Annotated in this window: 21 protein-coding genes; 3 read left to right on the top strand and 18 right to left on the bottom strand. The window is 51.8% G+C overall.

Annotated features, from left to right (window positions below; all coding sequences use genetic code 11):
• Positions 1 to 10 precede the first annotated feature (10 nt).
• From BN3279_RS18890 to BN3279_RS18815, 17 genes are all read right to left on the bottom strand, one after another.
• Positions 11 to 1,012: an AAA family ATPase gene (locus BN3279_RS18890; protein WP_059052947.1), complete on the bottom strand. Its 1,002-nt coding sequence runs from the start codon at positions 1,010 to 1,012 to the stop codon at positions 11 to 13.
• Positions 1,013 to 1,121: 109 nt separating this feature from the next.
• Positions 1,122 to 1,802 carry a YdcF family protein gene (locus tag BN3279_RS18885; RefSeq protein WP_082673136.1) on the bottom strand — a complete coding sequence of 227 codons (681 nt, stop codon included), beginning with the start codon at positions 1,800 to 1,802 and terminating at the stop codon, positions 1,122 to 1,124.
• Positions 1,802 to 2,368 (bottom strand): ribonuclease FAU-1 family protein, encoded by a 567-nt coding sequence (locus BN3279_RS18880; RefSeq protein WP_059052945.1) that lies wholly within the window; start codon positions 2,366 to 2,368, stop codon positions 1,802 to 1,804. The genes BN3279_RS18885 and BN3279_RS18880 overlap by 1 nt, the downstream gene beginning before the upstream one ends.
• A 162-nt stretch (positions 2,369 to 2,530) precedes the next feature.
• A complete protein-coding gene (locus tag BN3279_RS18875) occupies positions 2,531 to 5,134 on the bottom strand; it encodes a PBP1A family penicillin-binding protein (RefSeq protein ID WP_059052943.1) in 2,604 nt (867 codons plus the stop codon).
• Positions 5,135 to 5,363: 229 nt separating this feature from the next.
• Positions 5,364 to 5,603 (bottom strand): RNA chaperone Hfq, encoded by a 240-nt coding sequence (hfq, locus tag BN3279_RS18870; protein ID WP_059052940.1) that lies wholly within the window; start codon positions 5,601 to 5,603, stop codon positions 5,364 to 5,366.
• A 24-nt stretch (positions 5,604 to 5,627) separates the two neighbouring features.
• A complete protein-coding gene (gene miaA, locus BN3279_RS18865) occupies positions 5,628 to 6,602 on the bottom strand; it encodes a tRNA (adenosine(37)-N6)-dimethylallyltransferase MiaA (protein ID WP_059052938.1) in 975 nt (324 codons plus the stop codon).
• Entirely contained in the window at positions 6,580 to 7,371 is a 792-nt protein-coding gene (locus tag BN3279_RS18860; RefSeq protein ID WP_059054562.1) for a class I SAM-dependent methyltransferase, read from the bottom strand. The genes miaA and BN3279_RS18860 overlap by 23 nt, the downstream gene beginning before the upstream one ends.
• 41 nt (positions 7,372 to 7,412) lie before the next feature.
• The gene (locus BN3279_RS24495) at positions 7,413 to 8,045 is read right to left on the bottom strand and encodes a DNA mismatch repair MutL family protein (protein WP_392396878.1); all 633 of its coding nucleotides are present in this window, start codon (positions 8,043 to 8,045) and stop codon (positions 7,413 to 7,415) included.
• A complete protein-coding gene (mutL, locus tag BN3279_RS18855; RefSeq protein ID WP_392396877.1) occupies positions 7,973 to 9,226 on the bottom strand; it encodes a DNA mismatch repair endonuclease MutL in 1,254 nt (417 codons plus the stop codon). The genes BN3279_RS24495 and mutL overlap by 73 nt, the downstream gene beginning before the upstream one ends.
• 51 nt (positions 9,227 to 9,277) lie before the next feature.
• Complete coding sequence (gene mutS, locus BN3279_RS18850; RefSeq protein WP_059052936.1) at positions 9,278 to 11,962, bottom strand: DNA mismatch repair protein MutS; 2,685 nt, start codon at positions 11,960 to 11,962, stop codon at positions 9,278 to 9,280.
• Between the two features lie 515 nt (positions 11,963 to 12,477).
• Complete coding sequence (locus BN3279_RS18845; RefSeq protein WP_059052935.1) at positions 12,478 to 13,899, bottom strand: putative amidoligase domain-containing protein; 1,422 nt, start codon at positions 13,897 to 13,899, stop codon at positions 12,478 to 12,480.
• A 147-nt stretch (positions 13,900 to 14,046) separates the two neighbouring features.
• Positions 14,047 to 14,592, bottom strand: coding sequence for an outer spore coat protein CotE (gene cotE, locus BN3279_RS18840; protein ID WP_018752871.1), 546 nt, complete (start codon positions 14,590 to 14,592; stop codon positions 14,047 to 14,049).
• Positions 14,593 to 14,673: 81 nt separating this feature from the next.
• Positions 14,674 to 15,651: an aromatic acid exporter family protein gene (locus BN3279_RS18835; protein WP_059052933.1), complete on the bottom strand. Its 978-nt coding sequence runs from the start codon at positions 15,649 to 15,651 to the stop codon at positions 14,674 to 14,676.
• A gap of 99 nt (positions 15,652 to 15,750) precedes the next feature.
• Positions 15,751 to 16,551, bottom strand: a complete 801-nt coding sequence (locus tag BN3279_RS18830) for an ABC transporter permease (RefSeq protein ID WP_059052931.1) — start codon at positions 16,549 to 16,551, stop codon at positions 15,751 to 15,753.
• Between the two features lie 2 nt (positions 16,552 to 16,553).
• The gene (locus tag BN3279_RS18825) at positions 16,554 to 17,333 is read right to left on the bottom strand and encodes an ABC transporter ATP-binding protein (RefSeq protein WP_059052929.1); all 780 of its coding nucleotides are present in this window, start codon (positions 17,331 to 17,333) and stop codon (positions 16,554 to 16,556) included.
• Positions 17,334 to 17,387: 54 nt separating this feature from the next.
• Complete coding sequence (locus BN3279_RS18820; protein WP_059052927.1) at positions 17,388 to 18,392, bottom strand: ABC transporter substrate-binding protein; 1,005 nt, start codon at positions 18,390 to 18,392, stop codon at positions 17,388 to 17,390.
• A gap of 183 nt (positions 18,393 to 18,575) precedes the next feature.
• A complete protein-coding gene (locus BN3279_RS18815; protein ID WP_059052924.1) occupies positions 18,576 to 20,093 on the bottom strand; it encodes a carboxypeptidase M32 in 1,518 nt (505 codons plus the stop codon).
• A 118-nt stretch (positions 20,094 to 20,211) separates the two neighbouring features.
• Between BN3279_RS18815 and BN3279_RS18810 the strand changes: the two genes are divergently transcribed.
• The 3 genes from BN3279_RS18810 to BN3279_RS18800 all read left to right on the top strand — a co-directional run bounded on the left by BN3279_RS18810 (position 20,212) and on the right by BN3279_RS18800 (position 22,491).
• Positions 20,212 to 20,787 (top strand): beta-class carbonic anhydrase, encoded by a 576-nt coding sequence (locus BN3279_RS18810; protein WP_059052923.1) that lies wholly within the window; start codon positions 20,212 to 20,214, stop codon positions 20,785 to 20,787.
• Between the two features lie 20 nt (positions 20,788 to 20,807).
• Positions 20,808 to 21,977 (top strand): MalY/PatB family protein, encoded by a 1,170-nt coding sequence (locus tag BN3279_RS18805; protein ID WP_059052921.1) that lies wholly within the window; start codon positions 20,808 to 20,810, stop codon positions 21,975 to 21,977.
• Positions 21,978 to 22,068: 91 nt separating this feature from the next.
• Positions 22,069 to 22,491, top strand: coding sequence for a hypothetical protein (locus tag BN3279_RS18800; protein WP_059052920.1), 423 nt, complete (start codon positions 22,069 to 22,071; stop codon positions 22,489 to 22,491).
• Positions 22,492 to 22,621: 130 nt separating this feature from the next.
• On the opposite strand, the gene BN3279_RS18795 is transcribed toward BN3279_RS18800, so the two are convergent.
• The gene (locus BN3279_RS18795) at positions 22,622 to 23,377 is read right to left on the bottom strand and encodes a class I SAM-dependent methyltransferase (protein ID WP_059052919.1); all 756 of its coding nucleotides are present in this window, start codon (positions 23,375 to 23,377) and stop codon (positions 22,622 to 22,624) included.
• Positions 23,378 to 23,380 lie beyond the last annotated feature (3 nt).

Genomic DNA, 23,380 nt, shown 5'->3' with positions numbered 1-23,380 from the left:
TATGATTCGTTCACCCTATAGGGTTTGATGATCCATTTTTCTTGTCCAGCTTCATATCCTCGGTACGAATGGTCATCAGTTCCAGCCTTCCCGGCGAGCCGCCGGCATACTGGTTCAACAGGCGTACCGCTTGCTGCCGAACAGAGCGTTCTATAACATTACGAACATAGCGGGCATTGCTGAATATCTGCTCGCTCTCACACTTCTCCCGCAATAAATGCTGCTTTAGCTTGAGTATCGCCTGCGGCATCAGAATATAGTCGCGTTCCTTGGCCATACCTTCGGCAATTTGGATAAGCTGATCAATGGTGTAGTCGGGAAAATCCATTTGAATCGGAAAGCGGGAGGGTAGGCCCGGATTTGTCGACAGGAAAAAGTCCATCTCATCCGAATAACCGGCCAAGATCAGAATGAACTGATTCTTATGATCCTCCATGGCTTTGACAAGCGTATCGATCGCTTCCTTGCCAAAGTCCTTCTCTCCACCACGCGCCAGGCTATATGCTTCATCAATAAACAAGATACCGCCCAGCGCCTTCTTCACCAGGTCACGCGTCTTCTGCGCCGTATGGCCGATATATTCGCCCACCAAGTCCGCTCGTTCCACTTCAATTAAATGGCCCTTGCTGAGCACGCCCAGGCGCTGAAACATCTTGGCGACAATACGTGCCACCGTAGTTTTACCCGTTCCCGGATTCCCTTTGAATACCATATGATAAACCTGCGTCCCCGACAGCAGTCCTGCGTCCGAGCGCATTGATGCAATTTGTAGCAAGGCATAAATTTCATACATCAGGTCTTTTATATGGTCCAGGCCAATCAAGTGATCTAATTCTTTTTGAATTTCTGCAAAGAGACCTTGTTGTGGCGAGGGCTTTGCTGCAGGCTGTGGTTCACTGTCAGGAACTGCTTGGGAAACGACCGGCGGTTCGCTACTGCGCAAGATGACATTAATCTGCCGGGAAGGTCTCTCCTCAGGGGAGCCGCTTCTGGCCATGACACGCCCAGACATAGTAATCACCTCTTTATAAGGGTAGGGCTGAATAAATTCAGTAGATGCTCCTACTTAAGAGCACACTTTTAAATGTATTCTCTCTCCCTGTCCGTTATTAGAAGTTTTGCTATTTCAGGCCAACCAGTAGTGCCAGTTGGTCCAGCTTCCACTTTGAATAGGCCAGCACCTCTCTGAACGTGTTGGGAAACGGCTTTAACACCTGGGATTCAATCACAGACATTTTAGGATTGGCGTAATCCAGTGCGTTCGCTACTTCCAGCGCCCGATTCCCGTGAAAGGCATGCGTGATAATCAAAGCCGATGAGAAGCCTTGTTCCTTCATAATCTCCTGACTGAACTTAAGGTTTTCATAGGTGCTGGTAGCTTCGTTCTCCAGCAGCATCTTCTCTCTCGGCACGCCTTGCTGCTCCAGATAATTGGCCATCCCCTCCGCCTCCGTAAAGCTGGACTCCGGGGTGTCCAGACCGCCAGTCAACACAAACAACTTAAACCTGCCTGCTTTATAATCCTCCAGGCTTTGATCAAGGCGCTCTTTCAAACCAGGGCTGGGCACGTCTCCCCATAGCGATGCTCCGAGGACAATCCCCACATCTGCGGGTTCGGCAAGCTGTGAATTCACGGCCGCATTGCGTTCGATACTACCGATTTGCGCCAGAACAAACAATATCCAGCAGATGCCCAGCACCAGCACGAGCAGTGTCCAGCGAAGCAGACGCTTACGCTGGCTGCCTCCTCGCCTTCCGGTCGGAGCCATGGAATATCCCATGCTCCGCCTTCTTCCCCGCATCATTGACTTCCTCCCGGCTCAAAAGGCTCTGATGTCATAAAGCCGCTGCGATAATGCTCCAGAGACAGGTCAAAATACGGGAAGCGCTGATTCTTAATCGCATGAAGCAAACGCTCTGCGGTCTCCGTAGCCAGATCATAATCCTTAACGGTAATCAAGCCTTTGGTTAGCGCCTCATCCAGCTCATCCTCGTCCAGCAGGAAGGTTTCACGATTCTTCAATACGACAATGTCCAGGTACAGATCATCAAACCAAGGCACGCCTTGATCCGTAATCCCCTGCGTCTTGCAGATATCAATGTACCATTCTACGATATCTCCATGATCATCAAACATGGCCGTAACGATGAAATGCTCGCCTTTCGGATAATACTGCAACCAAGTAAAGCCCTTGTCCGCGATACGAAACGTATGCCCTCCGTATGTCTTCCATAACGGATCCCGCAAGGCGGTGATGCTGTACAACGTCACGTGACCCGTAAATATGCCGCTCTCCACGTATCTGGATTTGAATTGACGCTGGGTCACACGGCGCCAATTTGCGCGGTCTCCGAATTTTCGCTTCATACATATTACCCTTTCAACACAGTGTAATATCAGCTTACCATATTTGAAAAAGAGTCACAAAAAACATTTTTCACCGCATTATGCAGCAGAAAGACCCCCGGCTGCACCTTATGTGCCACCAGGGGTCTCCGTATAACCTCTTCACCTTAGCAGGCCAAGAGTTTAGCCGCCATTTCCAGGAGGAGTATTCAGAACCTCGCCCTGAATGCTGCCTCCTTCCTCAACTTCGCCTGCAGGGGGAGATATGCTCTCCCCATCATCTCCATCCATTGGATCGGAATCGTTGCCGGCTCCGTTCTCAGACCCGTTCCCTTGACTGCCGTTGCCGCCAGGGTTCGTGCCTTCCTGACCGTTGCCACCTGTGCCACCCGAATTCTCGCCATTTCCAGGAGTCGTGCCGTGGTTGCCTCCACCGTTATTCTGGCCGCCATCTCCGTTCCCCGGATAATTAGGCGTTTCTGGAGGTTCCTGTCCCGGATCAATCGGTTCTTCGCCTTCAGGTGGACTCTCGGCTTCAATCAAGACCTGAGCGTTATTAGATGGATCGCTCTCCACAGCATTGATTGGATCATAAGCCGTCACATAGTAGATATAGCCCGTACCCGAAGTAACGCTAATATCCTCGGCTTCCGTCGTAACAGAATCCATAATCGGACTGAACTGTTCCTCCGTAGCTTCGCGACGGTATATGCGATAGACAACATCCGCCTGCTCCACAGGATTCCAACTTAGCGATACTACGCCCGTATCTACATTATAAGAAGCACTTAAGCCTGTAGGAGCAGTTGATTCCGGTTCTTCCTCCTGCTCTGGCTGTAAATTGTTAGGAACCGGGAATGACTTCATCGGTACTCCTTTCAACGCTTCGTTCATGACGGCAGCGAACAAGGCCGCGGTCTGACCACTGCTGCCGTTCAGCAAATGGTTCTTATCCGCCTTATCGTAACCCATCCATACGGCCCCGGTCCATTCCGGTGTGTACCCGACGAACCAGACATCACGGTTCTTACTACTCGTAAGTCCCGGAATACCGTGCTGAGTCGTTCCCGTCTTACCAGCCACCGGACGATCCAGCTTCGCACGCTTCCCGGTCCCCTCATTTACGACGTTCTGCAACATCGAAGTCATGTAGTAAGCGGTCTGCTCACTAAGCACACGCTTGGGCTTGGGTGCATTATATTTATATTTCTCAACGCCGTTATGATCTACAATCGTCTTGATGGAATACGGCGGGTTATAAGATCCGCCATTGGCAAAGACACTGAAGGCTCCCGCCATTTCAAGCGTATTGGTCCCATGGGTCAAGCCACCAAGGGCAATCGCCAGATTACGATCATCCTTATCCATGGTAATGCCCATCTCTTTGGCATATTTCACACCGGTGCCAACGCCAACTTCATTGAGCAGCCACACCGCCGGAATATTTTCCGATTTGGTCAGAGCCGTACTTAAATTAATACTCTTCGAATAGCCATGCAAGTTCTTCGGACAGTAGTCGCCGAAGCACTGTTGCTCGTTGCTGATCTGTGAATTCGGCGTAAATTTGCCGGATTCAAGGGCCGGCGCAAAGGATACGATCGGCTTGAATGCCGATCCTGGCTGACGACGGCTATCCAGACGACTAAAGCCTTTACGTTGGTAGTCACGCCCGCCAAGCAGAGCGACCAGGCTGCCGTTCTCATGGTTCATGATAACCATAGACGCCTGCACTTGCTGCTCGTCCTTGCTCTTCTCGAAGAAATCTTCATTATCAAATGCCTTCTCCAGCGCCTTCTGCGCCTTAGCATCCATCGTTGTATAGATTTTGTAGCCTCCACGGTTCAGTTCATCTTCCGTCAGGCCAAACTTCTCTTCTGCTTCTTCAACAACATAATCTATGAACGCAAGATAGCTTTGATTTCTGGCCGGAGGCTCATAATCGTAATCTACGGCCTTGGCGTGATCCCGCTCTTCGGCGGTAATGTAGCCCTCTTGATACATCAACTCAAGCACGACAGCCCGCCGTTCCTTAGACAAATCCGGGTTCTTGAGCGGATTATAGCGCGAAGGAGCCTTAGGCATCGCTGCCAGTGTAGCCATTTCCCATAGTTCCAGCTTATTCAGATCGCTCTCCCCAAAATAACGAATGGAGGCAGCCTTAATGCCATAAACGGTTCCCCCAAAGTTAATGCGATTGAGGTACATAGTAAGAATCTCCTCTTTGGTCTCATGCCGTTCAAGCGCCATCGCAATCGACATTTCCGTCGCTTTACGGAAGAACGTTTTATCAGCACTTAAAAAGATGTTCTTCGCCAACTGCTGGGTAATCGTACTCCCCCCTTCGACCAGGGAACGAGCTACGATATCCTTAACGGCCGCACGGCCGATGGACCACAAGTCTACCCCGTTATGCTCAAAGAACCGCCGGTCTTCCGTAGCAACGAACGCTTCCCGAAGCAGTTCAGGGATTTGCTCATGGTCCACGGGTTCACTCTTGTCAATCGAGAGTTCTCCCATCAGGACACCGGTTCGATCGTAAACCTTGGTCGTTTCATACACCGTCAATTTATCCTGGTTCTCCAGCAAAATCTTCTCGCCGCTGACCGTGATATACATGTAACCCGCAATCGCACAAAATATCGCAAACGCAATCGTAAAAAACGAAGTCCATAATACCTTTCTAACCGATAGCCTTCTCTTTTTCTTCGCCTTTGGTGATTTTGACGAATTTGGCTTTTTCTCGGTGTGACCGCTTCTTTGCAGTCTTGAAGGATCTTTACTAGACATGTTTCTGACTCCCTTCCTGCCAATCTGCCTATCCAAGGTTGTTCAAAAAGTGTTAATTAATGATGAATCTACAAATAGCTACCGTTAATTGGATGAAGCAACTTTTTGAACTTCACTTAAAGGCTTACGCTTATTCAGGTGCATGGAAAGAAAAGAACAACCCGAATCAGGTTGCTCCTTTCTTACCTATACTTTTAACGTATTGAAATCAAAAAAGTTTCAGCTCAGCTTAGTCCTCGCTCGGCTGCTCCTGCATCAGCGATACATTACGCTGCGGCTGGAAGGTCGAGATTGCGTGCTTGTACACCATTTGCTGGCGTCCATCGCTATCAATTACGATGGTGAAATTGTCAAATGCCTTGATTGTCCCTCTGATCTGGAAGCCGTTTGTCAAAAATACGGTGACCGGAATGCTCTCTTTGCGTAGTTGATTTAGAAATGTATCCTGGATGTTAATGGTCTTATTCATAGCCGTACCCCCAATAGGAATCAATTAGTGTTTTGAATTATATTCAAGATCAGCGGGAAACTTTCCTGCTATTATAGCATGGGCCTCCGCTAAAATCCCGGAAAAATTTTCACCATCGCCGACGTCAATCCAGGCAATATCCTTCATGTGGCGGAACCAGGATAGCTGCCTTTTAGCAAAACGGCGGGTGTCTCGCTTCAATTTTTCCACAGCCAGCTCGAGCGGCAGTCCGTCTTCTAAATGCTCGATGATTTCCTTATAGCCAAGTCCCTGCATCGAGATAAGTTCACGGGTATACCCCTTAGCAAGCAATCCCCGCACCTCATGGACCAGCCCCAGCCGCAGCATTTCGTCAATTCGCTGTTCAATACGGTTATAAAGCATTTGACGGTCCATTGTCAAACCGATGATGCAAAGCTCGTAGGGCGATTGCTTGTTTTGTCCTTCCAATTGAGACGATAACGTGCCGCCCGTCAGATGATGTATCTCCAAGGCCCGAATGACGCGCCGCACATCGTTGGGATGCAGCCGGGTCGCCGACTTCGGATCTACGGCAGCAAGCCTGGCATGCAGGGCTTCCGCTCCCTGCTCGTCGGCATATGCCTGCTGGCTGGTGCGAAACGCCTCGTCCGCCCCCGCATCCGTAAATTGAAACTCATAACAGACCGATTCCACGTACAGACCCGTTCCCCCAACGATAAAAGGCAAATGCCCCCGCGTTGTAATCTCTGGAATAAGCTCCCGGCACCACTCTTGAAACATAGCGACAGAGAAGGGCTCATCCGGTCTCAGCACATCGATAAGATGATGAGGGACGCCGCCCATCTCTGCCTGGTTGATTTTGGCTGTGCCGATGTCCATTTCTTGGTATACCTGCATGGAATCTCCGGAGATAATCTCGCAGGACAGGGACTTGGCCAGTTCAATGCTCAGCTTCGTCTTGCCCACAGCGGTAGGTCCCACCAGCACAAGCAGTCTAGGTTTTTGAGTTTGAGTCAAGTGAAATCACTCCGTAAGCTATTTTAGAATGGGCACGGGTACAGGGAGTAAAGCCCAGTCGGTCAAATTCTCCGCTGCTCTTCTGCTCCTTAAGGACCACGGACTTGCGCGCTACCCGGCAGGCTTCCTTCACGGCCTCGGCATCCAGCCGGTTCGAATTGGCGAAGGAGCGCAAGGGAGACAGAGAAGATGATTCCGCAATCGGATCGCGGAACATCGGATCGAAATAGACAATATCGACGCTATCATCAGGCATAGCGCGTAAAGCCTCCAGATGGTGCATTTGCCGAGCCTCAATCCGTCTAAGTGCCTCATTGAAGGGAAGAATCCTGGATGTGTATCGCTGCAAGCCTTCATATAGCAAAGCCCAGAGCGGAAGCGAATCCTCCAGCGCCACAACACGGCCTTTCTCACCTACTGCAAACGAGAACACCATCGCATCGGAGCCCAGCCCGGCTGTGGCATCGATTACTGTATCGCCGGGCATTACTCTGGCTGCCTCCAGCATGGCGTCTCCTTCGCCTTTAAGTAGTCGCTTGGCCCGCACAAAGGCCATGCTGGGGTGAAACACCATGGGTTCCTGCCCAGTGCGATGCAGACGTACCCCCAGCTCCAGGATGACCAAAATATCAGCATCGCCGTAGCGCTCCGCCAGCTTGGGTAGTGCGGTTCGGCTTCTAGACACATAAGGCTGATTAGACAGCTTCGCCAATTCACGCGCCCGCTGCACGGTACCAGGCGTTTCGTGGTCACCTGTTGTAATGATCAACATTAAATTCCAATTCCTTCCTTTACGGCCACCTGCTATCGTTACATGACCCGTTTGAACAGCTTTTCTAAATCATAGGTAGAGAAGGAGACAAGAATGGGACGCCCATGCGGACAGGTATACGGCTGTTTGCAGGCGGCAAGCCGCTGAATCAGCGTATTTGCTTCCTCCGGCGTCAGCTTCTGGTTCGCCTTGATGGACGCTTTGCAGGATACCAGGGTGGATGATTTCTCGCGTAGCTTAGACAAATCAATCGTCCGTTCGCTTAGCACCCATTCAGCCATCTCTTCAATAATCTCGGCTTCCTCCCCTTGAGGGAACCAGTACGGATGAGCCACCACACGGAAGGTGCTGCCCCCGAAATGCTCCAGAATGACCCCCGCTTGCTCGAACCAATGCAAGCGTTCCTGCAGCTTGGCTCCATCCGAAGGTGTGAATTCTAGCGTAATCGGTAACAGCAGTTCCTGAGAGGCATCCGCAGGATGTCCGAACTTCTCATAGTAATATTCATAATTGACCCGCTCATGCGCAGCATGCTGGTCGATCAAGTATAAGCCCTGCTCGTTCTGGGCGATCAGGTAAGTGCCGTGATGCTGTCCAATCAAGGACAGCTCGGGGAAGGCCGGAAGCTCCGGCGCCGCCTCTGGCGAGCCGCCGTACAGCGCTTCCGGCATCTCTTGCAGCCGCGCAGGCGACAGCGGCCCTCGCCAGTGCTTGGCGGGCGCACAGCCTGGTCCGCCGTTGCCGCTGGCCCGGCGGACCCATCCCCTGCGCCTGAACCCGGCGCGGCGAAATGGAATTGCTCCTGGATCACGGAGCGACTTCCTCCCTTGCCGATGTTCTGCCGCACCACCTGCGGAATCAACACCTGCCCGGACAGCACCGCACGGATGCTGTTCTCCACAAACCCGTTCAGCTCAGGCTCCTTGCTGAACCGCACCTCCAGCTTCGCCGGATGCACGTTAACGTCCACCAGCGATGGATGCATGTCCAGCATCAGCACCGCAATCGGATAACGGTTGATCGGCAGCAGCGTATGATAGGCCCGCAGCATGGCCTGATGCAGCCCATGGTTGCGGATATATCGGCCGTTAACGATCGTCGACATGCCGTTGCGGTTAGAGCGCGCCAGATCGGGACGTCCGATAAATCCCGTCAGCTTATAATCCAGATCCTCCGCCTCAATCGGCACCATCCCTTTGGAGGTGTTAATTCCATAGATGGCGGCAATCACTTGCAGTAAATCTCCCCCGCCCGGAGTTTGCAGTAGCGTATTGCCATTATGCCGCAGCGTAAAGGCAATTTCGGGATGCGCCAGCGCCTGACGGTACATCACGTCCGAAATATGTCCAAGCTCCGTTTGGATGGTTCTCATATATTTTAGCCTTGCCGGGGTATTGTAAAATAATTCCTTAACCTGAATATCCGTTCCTTGCGGGACCGCCTCGTCGTCCTGCTTCTTCAAGGTGCCGCCCTCAATCTCAATCATGCGCCCAAGTCCCGTATCGCTGTTAGCCGAGACAAGACGGACTTTGGACACGGCGGCGATACTTGCCAGCGCCTCGCCCCGGAACCCCAGCGTGCGAATTTGATACAAATCTCGTCCGGTCGCAATCTTGCTGGTAGCATGGCGGAAAAAAGCCGTCTCGCAATCCTCCGGATCAATGCCTGATCCGTTATCCGTCACCCGGATCAACTGCAATCCGCCCTCATCCACCGCAACTTCGACTTTCGTCGCTCCCGCATCCACGGCGTTCTCCACCAATTCCTTTACCACGGAAGCCGGGCGTTCCACAACTTCCCCGGCTGCGATCTGGTTGGCAATATGCTCGTCCAATATTGCGATTTTTGCCATTTCCTTGTCCTCCCGTCAAATAAGTCCGGTTCACGGTACACGGTCAGAAGCTTATAGCTCCCTGGCCTTCATCTTCAAATCGTTGACTAGCTGCATCGCCTGTAGCGGTGTCATATTCATCAAATCAATCTCTTTAATCAGATTAATGATCTCCCGCGTACCTGGATCTTCCGGAGCTTGAACGGATTTCGCTTTCCGCTTCGGTTCCTCGTCACCAAAGATCGATAATTGTACAACCTCTTTGACTTCATCGCTGTCCAAGACCTTTTCAACAGCAGTTGCTCCCGCAGCAACCTCAAGCGCCGCGAGCTTGGCCTCCGTCAAACCAGCAGAACGTTGTTCGAGTCCGTCATCTTCCAAACCATGCAGCAGCCCGTAGGCGCGGCCGATAATTTCGTCTGGCAACCCGGCCAATCTGGCACAGTAGATACCGTAGCTAGTGTCGGCCGCACCCGGAATCAGCTTGCGCAAGAAGTGCACCTTATCGCCACTCTCCTGCACAGCCATACTATAGTTGCACAACCCATGCAGACTTTGCTCCAGATGAGCCAATTCGTGAAAATGGGTTGATACGAGCGCTTTGCAGCCGATACGGTCGTGCACGTACTCAATGACCGCCTGGGCGATGGCCATCCCTTCGCTCGTGGATGTACCACGTCCTAACTCATCGATGATGATCAGACTTCGCGGTGTCGCCTTTTCGGTCATAATTTGAATGTCAGCCATCTCCACCATGAAGGTGCTCTGGCCCCCGATTAAGTCATCCGCCGCTCCAATTCGCGTAAAGATGCGGTCCACCAGTGGCATTTCCGCCTGATTAGCCGGAACGAAACTGCCGATTTGCGCCATAATTGAAATAAGGGCTACCTGCCGCATATACGTACTTTTGCCCGCCATATTCGGCCCTGTAATTAACAGAATGCTGGCGTCTTCCTTACGCAAGGCTGTGCCATTAGCAATAAACGCGGAATCATGCATAACCGACTCCACGACTGGATGGCGGCCCTGCTCCACGATAAGATCATAACCATCCGTCAATTGCGGCTTAACAAAGCGGTTCTCCGATGCCACGGCTGCCAAAGCACGCAACACGTCGATACCGGCAATTTGCTCTGCCAGCTTTTGCAATCGCGGGATATTGCCAGCAATTTGCTCGCGCAGTTCATTAAACAGCGCATATTCGAGGTCAACCATTTTCTCCTCGGCTTCCAGGATCAGCGCTTCCTTCTCTTTTAGCTCAGGAGTAACGAACCGCTCCGCATTGGCCAGCGTCTGCTTGCGCTCATATCGCCCTTCAGGCAAGGAATTCAGGTTGGCACGGGTGACTTCAATATAGTAGCCAAATACTTTGTTGTAGCCAATCTTCAGTGATTTAATGCCGGTTGCTTGCCGTTCTGCCGCTTCCAACTCAGCAATCCAACGCTTCCCGTTCGCTCCCGCTTCCCGCAGCTCGTCCAATCGTGCATGGTAACCGGACTTGATAATACCGCCATCCCGCACTGATACCGGAGGATCGTCGGCAACCGCCGTATCAATCATGTCCGCCAGGTCTTTAGCCTCATCCATTGAGGCCGCAATCCCCTGTAAAGTAGACGACCCTGAGCCCGCGCACAATTCCTTGATTTGCGGAACCTGACGCAAGGAGGTTTTCAAGGCCACCATATCCCTGCCATTGGCATTACCAAAGGCGACACGCCCGACCAGCCGTTCCAAATCATAGATTTCCTGCAAGGAGCTGCGCAAATCCTCACGCAAAATAAACGCACCATGCAAATGCCCTACCGCTTCCAGCCGTTCCTCAATACGCCCCTTCTGTAACAATGGCTTATCGATCCAGCGGCGCAACAGTCTTGAGCCCATGGAAGTCTCGGTCTTATCGAGCAGCCATAGCAGGGAGCCTTTCTTGGAGCGTTCCCGAACCGTCTCTATTAGCTCCAGATTACGCCGGGTGAAAGGATCGAGAATCATAAAATGCTCCGGCTCATACGTGGATATTTTCGTTAATTGTCCAAGAGAACGTTTCTGGGTTTCACTCAAATAGCCAACAAGCAAAGCGATATTGTCACAGCGCTCCGGCTCCAGACGAGTCCATTCCGCTTCCCCAAACAAGGTGCGCCCTGTATCCTCTCTTGATTTGGTCCAAGGAGTATACACAACAGGTTTGCTGAGCGGCGCGGCTTGTCCGTTAACCCATTCCAGCAGTTCGACATCACCAATCATTTCCGCCGGATCGTACAGACCGATTTCATCACGAAGCCACTCCTTGTTGGATGGCGCCGAGGTCGCATATAGTTCTCCAGTAGACAGATCACAAGCGGACAAGGACATCGTGCCTTGCTGCTCGGTAATACATACGATGTAATTATTGACCCGCTCGCTAACCGTTTTGCCTTCCATAATGGTGCCCGGAGTAATCACCCGTACGATTTCGCGTCTAACGACGCCTTTGGCGACCGAGGGATCCTCCAGTTGCTCGCATATCGCAACTTTATAACCCTTCTCAATCAGCCGGTGTATGTAGTTGTCCGCCGAATGGTAGGGAACTCCGCACATCGGAATTTTTTCCTTCGTGCCCCCATCCCGTCCGGTTAATGTAATTTCCAGTTCCTTCGAGGCCAAAATGGCATCGTCAAAAAACATCTCATAAAAATCGCCTAGCCGGAAAAAGAGAAACGCATCCTGCGCCTCTGCCTTGACCCGCAAGTATTGTTCAATCATTGGCGTGTAGGTAGCCATGATCCCCCTCCACCTTGTCCTCTTTTAGTTGAAGCTTGCCAAATCTTTCTTCGACAGACTTCTATTATACCAGAAAGGGACCTGTGGTTACGAGAGGTTTTGCTTCTCTGACAGGGCAGTCGCTTTACGAAAGCGGACGTCGGTTCATCCAAAAGAGCAGCATCCGTCCTGCAACATGAGCTTCTTTTAATGCTAGGCCACACTAGTGGGAAATTCTCCCGCTAATTTGCGGAAATCGGCTGAATTTCGAGGTTTAGCAGGAAATGCTCCCTATAAATCCACACTTTTGGTCCATATTCGGTAATTACGACCGTATTATATGGAGAAATTCCCTATAAAGGGTAATAATTCATTCAATAATAAACTTTAGCTGGAGAATTTCCCGTTAAATGGGCGGTTTGCGATAGGCAATGGATTGGCGCTTACCAGTTCAGATTAATGCGCTCTCACCGGCTAATTATCTCGACTAAGGCAAGGGGCCTAATATTTAAGGCCCCTATCCATCTGCTATCAATTTACCCCGGCAGCTTCCAGGCGCGGCGGATATCGGCGGACTCATCCCACGTACGGCCGGAAAGGACCAGCTTGAGGAAGGGGACAAGATAGCTTTCATAGGCAGCATATGAGGGAGCCGCCTGAATATCCGCGATGATGCGCGGCAACGCCGCTTGGAGCGTACGGCGGTCGCCGCTATAGAAAGCCGTGAAGATCTCTTCCCGGTCCAGCGGTCTGGCCAGCAACTGGCTAGAATCCTCGGCAATCAGGCAGGCCAAAGCTACCACGCCCTTGGTGATGCGCGGAGAGACGAGGAAGCTGGGCAAGGTCCGGTACTCAAAGCCGCCGTATTCCTTGCGGCGGAAGTCGCCAAGGAAGCCGTATTTCGGACGGCGCCGCGCGCTGCCTTCTCCTTCTAGTAGTGAGAGAGGCAAGGCCAGATAGTTGTCTAACGTACGCAACAGCTCTGCCGTCAGTAATACACCGCTGAAATGCAGATGCCCTCCCAGCGGGAAGCCCTGCTGCGGCATAGCTCCCGCCTGCCAAATCAGCTCGCGGTTGTCAATGGCCGCATGAGCTTGATGGAAGGCTCGCAACAAGTGAGTGACGACCTCACGTGGCTCTTGCCCCGGACGGGGACGAAGCTCCGCAAGGGGGAACAAGCGTCGCCCCCTGTACCGCAAGACATCGCATCCTGCTTCTCCATGAAATTGCAGATAACGCGAGGCCGGAATCACTTTACGTGTCGTATGGTTAAATAACAGAAATTCGGGGTCCATCCCGATCATCCGCTCCTTGGACAATTCCAGCAGCCGCTCCTGCTCGGCAAGCTCATCACGCAACGCCAAAGCCACCCCATCTGCAACCACGGAGCTTCTTATCTCCGGAGATATAGACAGTGGATCGATGGTGAATCTGCCCTCCTCGCCTGCGGAGATGATGACCTCCCCCATATCCAGGCCAAGTGCATAGAGCGCCCGGATAGCTGTGCTTTCCAATCGCTTCCCAAGTGGCGAGTCAAAAGAAGGGCCGCTACCTGGAAGTGGCAAGGTCTGTCCTGTATTCCCCAGCAAACGAGCGTCCAGCGCCCGGAGGTGAAATACCGTCACCGCATAACGTCGTGCGAAGGAGGTTTCGCCACCGCTTTGAGGCACAGAGCGGCCCTGCGCTACCTGTAACCCGGCTGCTTGAAGCCGTTGACGCCAGGCCGCCGGGTCGCGCAAACCCAAGCGACGACCAACTGTGATCTCCTCTACAGGTCCGCGGAAGTAAGCGTCCTCCGGTCCGTAATAAATCCAGCGTGGACCGGAGCCTTTGAGAGCATCAGCCTTGGGCAACACCTGATAAGGACCTCCTAGACGGACAAGCGCCTGTAACAAACGAGTATGGGAGGCTTCTGAGCTAAGCCGGATTTTGAACACCAGGCATTTTTCCCTAGCCATGACGCACCCCCTCCTTTCGCCCAATCGGGAAATCATTCCACAAAAAGAGGGCAGCCGCCCTCTTCGACGACGCCCCTGCTGCATATACTACACTGTAAGCGGCACAACCCGGTTCTTCTCCATTACGACTTCCGGCACAGACACGAATCACAGTTCGTCGTCGAGGAGATCCGGGTCCAGGTCTTCGTAATCTCCAAGCTCCGAGCCGAAGTCATAATCCTTGTCTTCAATGTCACTTCCCGGCACAACAAGGACATTCAGCTTCGTCTCGGCTACCAGTTCCACCGAGAATTCGCGTTCCACCCGAATGGCAACGCGGCCGTCTCCCGACACGCTGGCTTCTACCGTACTTGGCTCTTGCGTAGCTTCGGCAGATACCTCCACCGTAGAAGTACGGTGTCTGGAATCCAGATAGTTCAGCGGCACATTCTCAACATAAGATACAGTTTCCTTGGCAACCTCAGTCTGCGAGTTCTTGTCGTACGAATACCAGATGTTAATATCGTAAGTACCAATAACTTCAATTCCGTCTCCCGCCGCAACCGCTTCATACTGGTGGTTAATAATCCAGGCCCCCAGAATGCTTGAAGGTTTGTGAGGTGGAGTCACGGTATGTGTTACGGTAGAGAACTTACGACCTTTTCCGCAGATCGCTTTCGTGATGATCTCTCTACTTTGATATTTCAATGACATGTTAGAACCTCCTCCATACATCATTCACTAAAAGTGTATGCAGGACATTCGTCTAGGGTGACAACTATTTTAAAAGCTATTTCAGTTCCCCTTCACCTGTTGCTCCGCGATTCGCTGAATCGGGGTTTTATTTTTTTTGGAGATATCCAGAAATAGAGACAACTCGCGGCATAACTGAAGGATCGCCGAGCGAATCTCGAACTCCTCACGAGTGGAAGGTAACTCCATCATTTTAAAGTTTTGCTCCAGATCGTCCAGCATTTGTTCCGTAATGCCGGTGTACTCCTCCTCGTTCACATCCACACTAAGTCGATCGAACAGCATGGCGGCGATTTCTCCTTGCGGCATTTGTTGATACACCTGGGCGATAAGCTCAAGCATCCCTTCAATGCGTTCCAACTGCTGCTTGCGCATATAGAAGTACACCGTCCAGGCCTCGTTTGGGGCAATCATCTGATTCTCCAGCGCCCGTCCCGCTGTCGTTACTCCTTCGTCCACCAATCTTCCCGCCTTCGTCAGTTCCTTGCCGTCCCAAATATGCTTCGGGTCCCGCAGCGTCTCCGCTATCTCCTGAAAAATAATAGAGAACGAGCCATCCACCCTGCGGCGCAAATCCAGGAGCTTGTCCTCCGTCTTGGGCATATAGAGGAAATTAACGACCATCGCCGAGCCGAGACCGATAATAAGCAGCTCCGTCTGCGTCAACAGGACATGCCACGATATCTCCTCACCCCCGAACACACGGAACACCACGACCGAGCTCGTTACAATGCCTTCCTTGAAGCCCGCCCGGGTAATGAGTGGAAAAGCAATCAGAATATAAATGGCCAGCACCCAGATATGAAATCCCAGAACGTAAAAGATACCGAAAGCCAGCAGCAAACCGAGCAATGAAGCGAAAAACCGCGCCCCGATGGATTTCAGACTCCGCTTGCGCGTCACATCCACGCCCAGAATCGCCAGTAAGCCCGCCGAATTAGCTCCCGGCACATTGGCAAAATCAGCGATAAAAATCGCCATCAATGTGGCTATTGCTGTTTTGATGACTCGAAACCCCATAGAAACCACCTTTTCTCGCATCGGATGAACAATCATTATAGTATGGCAATATCCTACTTGATTTTGCACATTCCGACAATGATAATCTAAAAAGGAGCGTCACCGCTCCTTGATTAGCTTGCGTTCAATATAGACAACCATCTGATACATCGCGGTGGCGACGATGGCGATAATGACCAGGCTTGACAACACTAGCGTAAAGTTGAACACCTGGAAGCCGTATACAATCAGATAGCCCAGCCCGATTTTGGCTACCAGGAATTCTCCAACAATGACGCCAACCCAGGCCATGCCTACATTCACCTTGAGTGTCGAGACTATGGCGGGAAAAGAAGCAGGAAGTATCGCTTTCAGGAAGACGTCACGCCGACTGCCACCAAATGTTCGGATGACCTTCACAAGGTTGGAATCCACTTCATTAAAGCTATTAAACACAACAAGGGTAGTTACAATCACGGTTATCGACAACGTCGTGACTACAATAGCTGTAAACCCGGCGCCAAATAATACGATGAAGATCGGTCCCAATGCCACCTTGGGCATGCTGTTGAATACAACCATATAAGGGTCCAGCACCTTGGATAAGAACGGTGACCACCAGATCAACACAGCCAGCAGCGTGCCAAGCACAGTACCTAACAAAAAGCCTACCGCCGTTTCGCCCACCGTCATGGCCAGATGCGGCCATAGCTCACCATTTAGCATATCCTTAATGATCTGCCCGCCCACTTTGGAGGGATAGCTGAAGATCAGGACATCGATCCATCTCATCCGTCCGGCCAATTCCCACAACAGGATGAACGCCACTAGCAGCAGGGCCTGAACTCCGAACACCCAGCGGTTCATTCTCCGTTTTCGCTTACGGTGCTCTATCCATTTCTCCTCCAGCCAAGCTTCCATACCTACGCCCCCCCTCTTTCCGCACTCTCAAGATCTCCCCAGATTTCATGAAACAGCTCATTGAACCCTTCCGCTTCCCGGGCGTAGAAGGGCGTCGCCTGCCGAATCGGTTCGGGAATGCTATATGTGCTGCGAATTCGGCCCGGATTGGGAGCCAGCACAATGACCCGGTCGCTGACCGCAATCGCTTCAGACAGATCATGGGTGACCAGTACGCCCGTCTTATGCCGCTGCTTAAGGGTTGACCACACCAAATCCTCAAGCTGAAGCTTGGTTTGGTAATCCAGTGCGGAGAAGGGCTCATCTAGCAGTAGCAATTCAGGATCAGTTGCGAGTGTCCGTACCAACGCGACCCGCTGCCGCATGCCGCCCGAGAGCTGATGAGGATACAGATCTTCCGTATCCCCAAGTCCCATCTCGGCCAGTAATTCTCTGGCCTTCCCCCTGCTATCCGGTGTCAGCCGTCCGGTCAGTTCAAGCCCCAGCACCGCATTATCCAAAATTGTGCGCCAAGGAAATAAATAATCCTGCTGGAGCATATAACCGACCATCGGAGACGGTCCGTTCACAGGCTGGCCATGCAGCAGCATTTCACCGCGCGACGGAGGAAGCAATCCGGCCATGACGGAGAGTAACGTCGTCTTCCCGCAGCCGCTCGGACCAACCAGGCTGATCATCTCGCCCGCGTGCACCGCCAGATTCATCTCTTGCAGAGCAAGTACGGCTTCCCGGTCCGTGACGTAGACCAAATCCAAATGCTTTAATTCCACGACAGAAGGCATCAAATGCTCACGTCCCCTTTCCGTATTTGATGAATGTACTGCGTGCCAAGCCGCTTATTTTGCCGTCTCCACAGCCTTCTCCGCAAATCCATTGTTAACGAGCGTTCCAGCATCTACCCGTTCGTTCAATTCCCCTGCTCCCTCCATCACATCCAGCAGGTTATTCCAGGCTTCTTCTTCCAGAGCCGGCGTCTTGGCATAGGTATCCTGTTCCAAGTAACGCTGAATAGAACTAACCAGAATATCCATATCCGTATCTTTAAAATAAGGAGCGATCACGGCCGCGGTCTCCTCCGGCGTATGGGACTGCACCCAGCGTTGCGCCTTGTGAACGGCATTCGTGAAGCGTTGGACCGAGTCAGCGTGATCGGTAATATAGCTTTGGCGCGTCATGAACACCGTGTAGGGCAATTGCCCGCTCTCCGTGCCGAAGGAGGCAACTACATCCCCTTTGCCCTCCCGCTCAATAATGGAGGCCTGAGGCTCAAACAACTGGACAAACTGCCCCGTGCCGGAGACGAATGCTGCCGTAATGTTGGCAAAGTCAATATTTTGAATCAGATTCAGATCCTGATGCGGATCAATTCCATGCTTGCGCAAGGTGAATTCCCCAGCCATTTGCGGCATGCCGCCCTTCCGCTGGCCCAGAAAGGTACTTCCCTTCAACATCTCCCAATCAAAATCACTAATCTCTTCGCGTGACACTAGAAACGTGCCGTCCGTCTGCGTCAGTTGGGCGAAATTGATGACCGGGTCCTCAGAGCCCTGCTGATACACATAAATTGATGTTTCTGAACCAACGAGTGCCACATCGATGGCTCCTGACAATAATGCCGTCATCGTCTTATCCCCACCTGCGGTGGTTTGCAGTTCAACATCAAGTCCCTCTTCGGCAAAAAAACCTTGGGCCAAAGCAACGTATTGGGGTGCATAGAATACCGAACGGGTCACTTCCCCGATTTTGATCTTAGTCGCTTGACCGTTATCTCCACAGCCGCTCAAGGCAGCGGTCAGGAGCAAGACGAGGGCAAGCCATAATCCGGCATGGCCTTTGCTCATACCGTTCACCTCTCCTTCCAAATACTAAATAATATGCACAGGCTAGGCAAAAGGTTAAGGCCGGACGCCTCCCCCTTGGACATAACAAAAAGCCGCTACCAAAGTGGATTACTCCATTTCAGCAGCGGCTTTGTCGTCAGATGGTCACCAGATCAACCGGAAACTTTAGATGGGTTAGATACTTTAGAATCCGTAAATGGCTTTAAATTTTTCTTCCAGATAATCAGCCAGATAATCCGGGTTCAACTCTTCACCGGTTACAGCCAGGATAATCTCCGAAGGCTTGCGGCTCTTGCCGTATTTATAAATTTTGTCCGTCAGCCATTCCTTAATCGGCAGGAAGTTACCCTCGGCGATAAATCCTTCAAACTGCGGCAACTCCTTTCGCAAGGTGTGCGTAATCTGCGCAGCATACATATTCCCCAGCGCATAGGACGGGAAGTAACCGAATAACCCGCCGGACCAATGCACGTCCTGCAGCACGCCAAGTCCATCATTTGGCGGAGTCAGGCCAAGGTAGGATTTGTATTTCTCATTCCATACCTTAGGCAGCTCACTCACGGCCAGCCCCTCGTTAAACAGCATCTTCTCAATCTCATAGCGGATAATAATATGCAGATTGTAGGTCAACTCGTCGGCTTCAATGCGAATCAACGAATTCTCTACGCGATTAGACCCGCGATAGAACTGCTCTGCGTTCACATCCTTCAGCTCAGTTGGAAAATGCTGCTGCAAATCACCAAAGTACCGCTGCCAGAAAGGCAAGCTCCGTCCGACCACGTTCTCCCAGAAGCGGGATTGCGATTCATGAATCCCCATGGATGTCCCTTGGCCCAGCGGTGAACCCGCCAGGTCTTCAGCAACATTTTGCTCGTACAGAGCATGACCGCCTTCATGCAAGGAGCTAAAGATGGCACTGGTCACGTCATCCTGCTTGTAGTTGGTCGTAATACGTACATCCCCATGATTAATAGTCGTCTCAAACGGATGGACGGTTTCGTCGATTCGACCGGCTTCAAAATCATAGCCGATCTGCTCCAGCAGGAAGCGGCTGAACTTCTCCTGCTGCTCTTTGTCGAACAACTGATCCAGAAATGGAGCCTCCGGTTTGTTCTTGGCGGCAGTGACTGCCTCCACCAGCGGAACCAACCGATCACGCAGTTGGCCGAACACCTGATCGACCTTCTCTACCGTCAAGTCCGGTTCATACATGTGCAGCAGCGTATCGTAGCGGGTCGCTCGCGGTCCCCAGTAATCGATAAACTCTTGTGTCTTGTCCACAATCTGCGTTAAGTAAGGCTCAAATCCGGCGAAATCACTATCTTCCTTGAAGTCTTCCCACAGCGTTTCCGCATGAGCGGTTAATTCCGTATACTCCTGAAATTTCTGAGCCGGAATCTTGATACTGCGATCATAATCTTCTTGAACTTCCAGAACCATGCGACGCTGAACATCATCCAGTTCGCCCAGAACCGTGGCATGGTTGAGGTAGGAGAGATATTCTCCCATCTCCGCAGAGGTTTGCAGCTTGAAGGCTTCCGTCGACAATAAGCCGATGGTTGCTGCCCGAGTCTCCGCTCCTTTGCGCGGCGCTCCCGTACGTAAATCCCAGTTCATCAGGGCTACTGCTTCCTCATAAGCGCTAATCTTCTGTAGAAGTGTCCGAAAGAGCTCCCACTTCTCGGCCGTTTCCTGCTTCATGACATCTCCCACCTTTGCGAGTTGAAATTATTTTATTGCTACTCTTGATGATACTTTTAACAATCCGTATAATCAAATTTTAAGATAGGAACTTAGCTAAACAAAGGAGGCAGGTCAGATGAACCAACTGCATTCGATTCTGGATTTCAACCGTAAATTCGTTGAAGGCAAGGAATACGAGAAGTATTTGACAGATAAATTCCCAGAGAAAAAAATTGCGATCGTGACCTGCATGGATACACGGCTCGTTGAGCTTCTGCCTAAAGCGATGGATCTTCGCAATGGCGATGTCAAGCTGATCAAGAACGCAGGAGCTATCATATCCCAGCCCTTCGGGAGTGTCATGCGTAGTCTCATCGTAGCCATATATGAGCTACATGCTGAAGAAGTGTTCATTGTGGGACACACAGGCTGTGGTATGGCTGCCTTGAACTCGGACCACGTCATCGACTCCATTCGGGAGCGGGGCATCAACGATGATGTGCTGAATACGCTGGAGAATTCCGGAATCAAGCTTAAGAAATGGCTGCGAGGATTCGAGAATGAGAAGGAAGGCATCATTCAAACGGTGAATATTGTCAGAAGACACCCTCTCCTGCCCGCAGATATTCCTGTACATGGGATGCTGATCGATTCGGTGACAGGCGAACTGGAGTTAATCATTGATGGATACGAGCACATGCCTGAGCTATAAGGAAGGGATGGAAGCATAAGATGAACTACCGTTTGGATGAAAGGATACCTCGGCGGGGAACCTGGTCCGAGAAGTGGGATACAGGACAGCAATTGTTCGGCGATCAAGACGTGTTGCCGCTTTGGGTAGCAGACATGGACTTTGCCTGCGCACCGGCCATTGTTGAAGCTGTTACCGAACGTAGCAAACATGGCATTTACGGGTACACACTCCGTCCCCAGGAATATCTGGATGCCATCACAGGCTGGTTCTCCCGTCGTCATGACTGGGAGATTGACTCGGCCTGGCTAACGGATGCGCCAGGAGTAGTACCTGCGCTGAGCATAGCTGTACAGGCCTTAACAGCGCCAGGGGATGCCATCATTGTGCAGCCTCCCGTGTACAACCCCTTCTATGACGTCATCCGCAGGAATGATCGGAAGGTTGCGGAGAATCCGCTCATCCTGGAGAACGGGCAGTATCGCATGAACTACAGCGAGCTTGAAGCTCTGATGCAGGACGGGGCTAAGCTGCTGCTGCTGTGCAGTCCCCACAACCCCGGTGGCCGGGTATGGACCCGGGAAGAGCTGGAGCAAGTGGGTAGTCTCTGTACCCGTTACGGCGTTAAGGTGGTAGCCGATGAGATCCATTGCGATCTGGTGTTCCGCGAGCAGCGCCATTTACCATTCGCTTCGCTATCCGAGGCTCATGCTCAAATGACGGTTACCTGCCTGGCTCCTTCCAAGACTTTTAATATCCCGGGATTGGCTACCGCCTTTACGGTTATTTCCAATACTGAACTACGGCGCAGGTTCAACGACCGGCTGAAGGCATTGGCCCTCGGTTCAGTCAATTACTTTGGCCCTGCGGCAACGATTGCAGCCTATAATCAAAGCGAGGACTGGCTCGAAGCGGTGCTTGACTACGTACAGGACAATCGCGACTATACGATAAAATATCTATCTACCCATCTCCCCGAGGTACAGCCCATGTTGTCCGAAGGAACCTACCTGCTCTGGGTGGATTATAGGAAGCTTGGCCTTAGCGGGACTGAATTGAAACAACTGATGTACCGCCAGGCCAAAGTCGCATTTACCGAAGGCTCTGTCTATGGGACGAACGGAGAAGGCTTCCTGAGAATTAATCTGGCCTGCCCCCGTTCCTTGCTGACAGAGGCGCTGGAGCGGTTTGTAGCAGCAGTACGGCGCTAGTCCTTCTCTATGAAAATATGCCGTTTCATCCAAGAAACATATGATCTGTGACATATGCTAGAGTATCCTGACAGTAAAGGAGGGATACTATATGCCTACTCTTATTGATGGTAGAACCTCGCAGAATGCCAGTACCGCCAACTCCATCGCTATCCCGATTCTTGTAATCAACACCCCGCAGCTCTTCGGACAAATCGGGTTGATTACCCAAGGAGCGGTAGGAGTGCCGCGTGTTCAGTTAAAGGGAACGATTGCGCTTCAGCTCCCATTAGCCCTGGTTGCGATCACGATTACGGTGGTTAGGGGAACGCTGCCGACCGATCCGGTCGTATATAGCGCTTCTTCCACATTTAACCTTTCTGTACTGGCACCGCAGCTTCTCACATTCTCTGCCGACGATTTCAATCCTCCGTTGACTCCCCAGTTGACTTATACTGCCTTCGTCTCGTCCAACCTTCTGGGAACAATTCGGGTCGGACCGGAGAACTTTGACGGCATTCTGATCTCCGACTAACTTCTTGGTTCATCATCCGAAGCCAGGTCCTGAGGTTATCTCCTCAGGGCTTGGCTTATCTGCGAATAACATGAAATAAGCCACTTCACTAGTGGCTTATTTCACCTTATTGCTAGCTGACAATCAACACTTATCCGCCTTGGCTGGCCTCCGCCTTCTCCTTACGCAACGTCTTTAATTGCTCCGAAAGCTGATCCAGTGATTTCTTCCGTCGTTCCATCGCTTGCTGATGCTGCTGCTCCAGCAAAGCAAACTGCCGACAGTCGAACTGCATCCAGGCCATTAAACTAGGCGCATCCGGTAGGCCCCCCCGCTTGAGATGACTACGTTTGCGAGCCACACAGCACAAATATTTATGCTGTAGTTCTACCTTCTGTATCTCGAAATAGGGATTCAGACAAACCGCCAGATTCCCGGCATAAAACGTCTGCTTATGATCATAAAAAGGATGGTATCCGTAAGGCACCGTCACTACCAGCGTCCCATCGTCTACGAGCAGCCGGTGAGCATGTTCCAGCAGCGTCTCCGGCCGGGCAAAATGCTCCAGAATCTCTCCCAAAATAATAGAGTCGAAGCTACCCTTCCCCTTCCAATCCGTGATGTCCATTAGCTTGAATTGGGCCTTGGCTCGCACGGAGACGGATTCCTTGGCCAATTCTTGACGCGCGTACTGGATGCTCTTCTCTTCGAGATCGATGCCGGTTACTCGCAATCCTTCTCGCGCCAGCAAAATTGCGGTAATCCCTTGACTACAGCCTACATCAAGCACTGTCTGGCCGGTAACCGAACGGCATATCCAGTGTACCCTGGCCCGGGTCGATTCATGGGATTCCACCGAATTAACCAGCCCGTAATAACGCTCGCTCACCCGATCATGAATAGCCATCTA

The sequence above is a fragment of the Paenibacillus senegalimassiliensis genome (assembly GCF_001486585.1).
GTDB classification, from domain to species: Bacteria; Bacillota; Bacilli; order Paenibacillales; family Paenibacillaceae; genus Fontibacillus; species Fontibacillus senegalimassiliensis.
The sequence above is the reverse complement of the archived record's forward strand: the minus strand, read 5'-3'. Positions and strand labels throughout refer to the sequence as shown.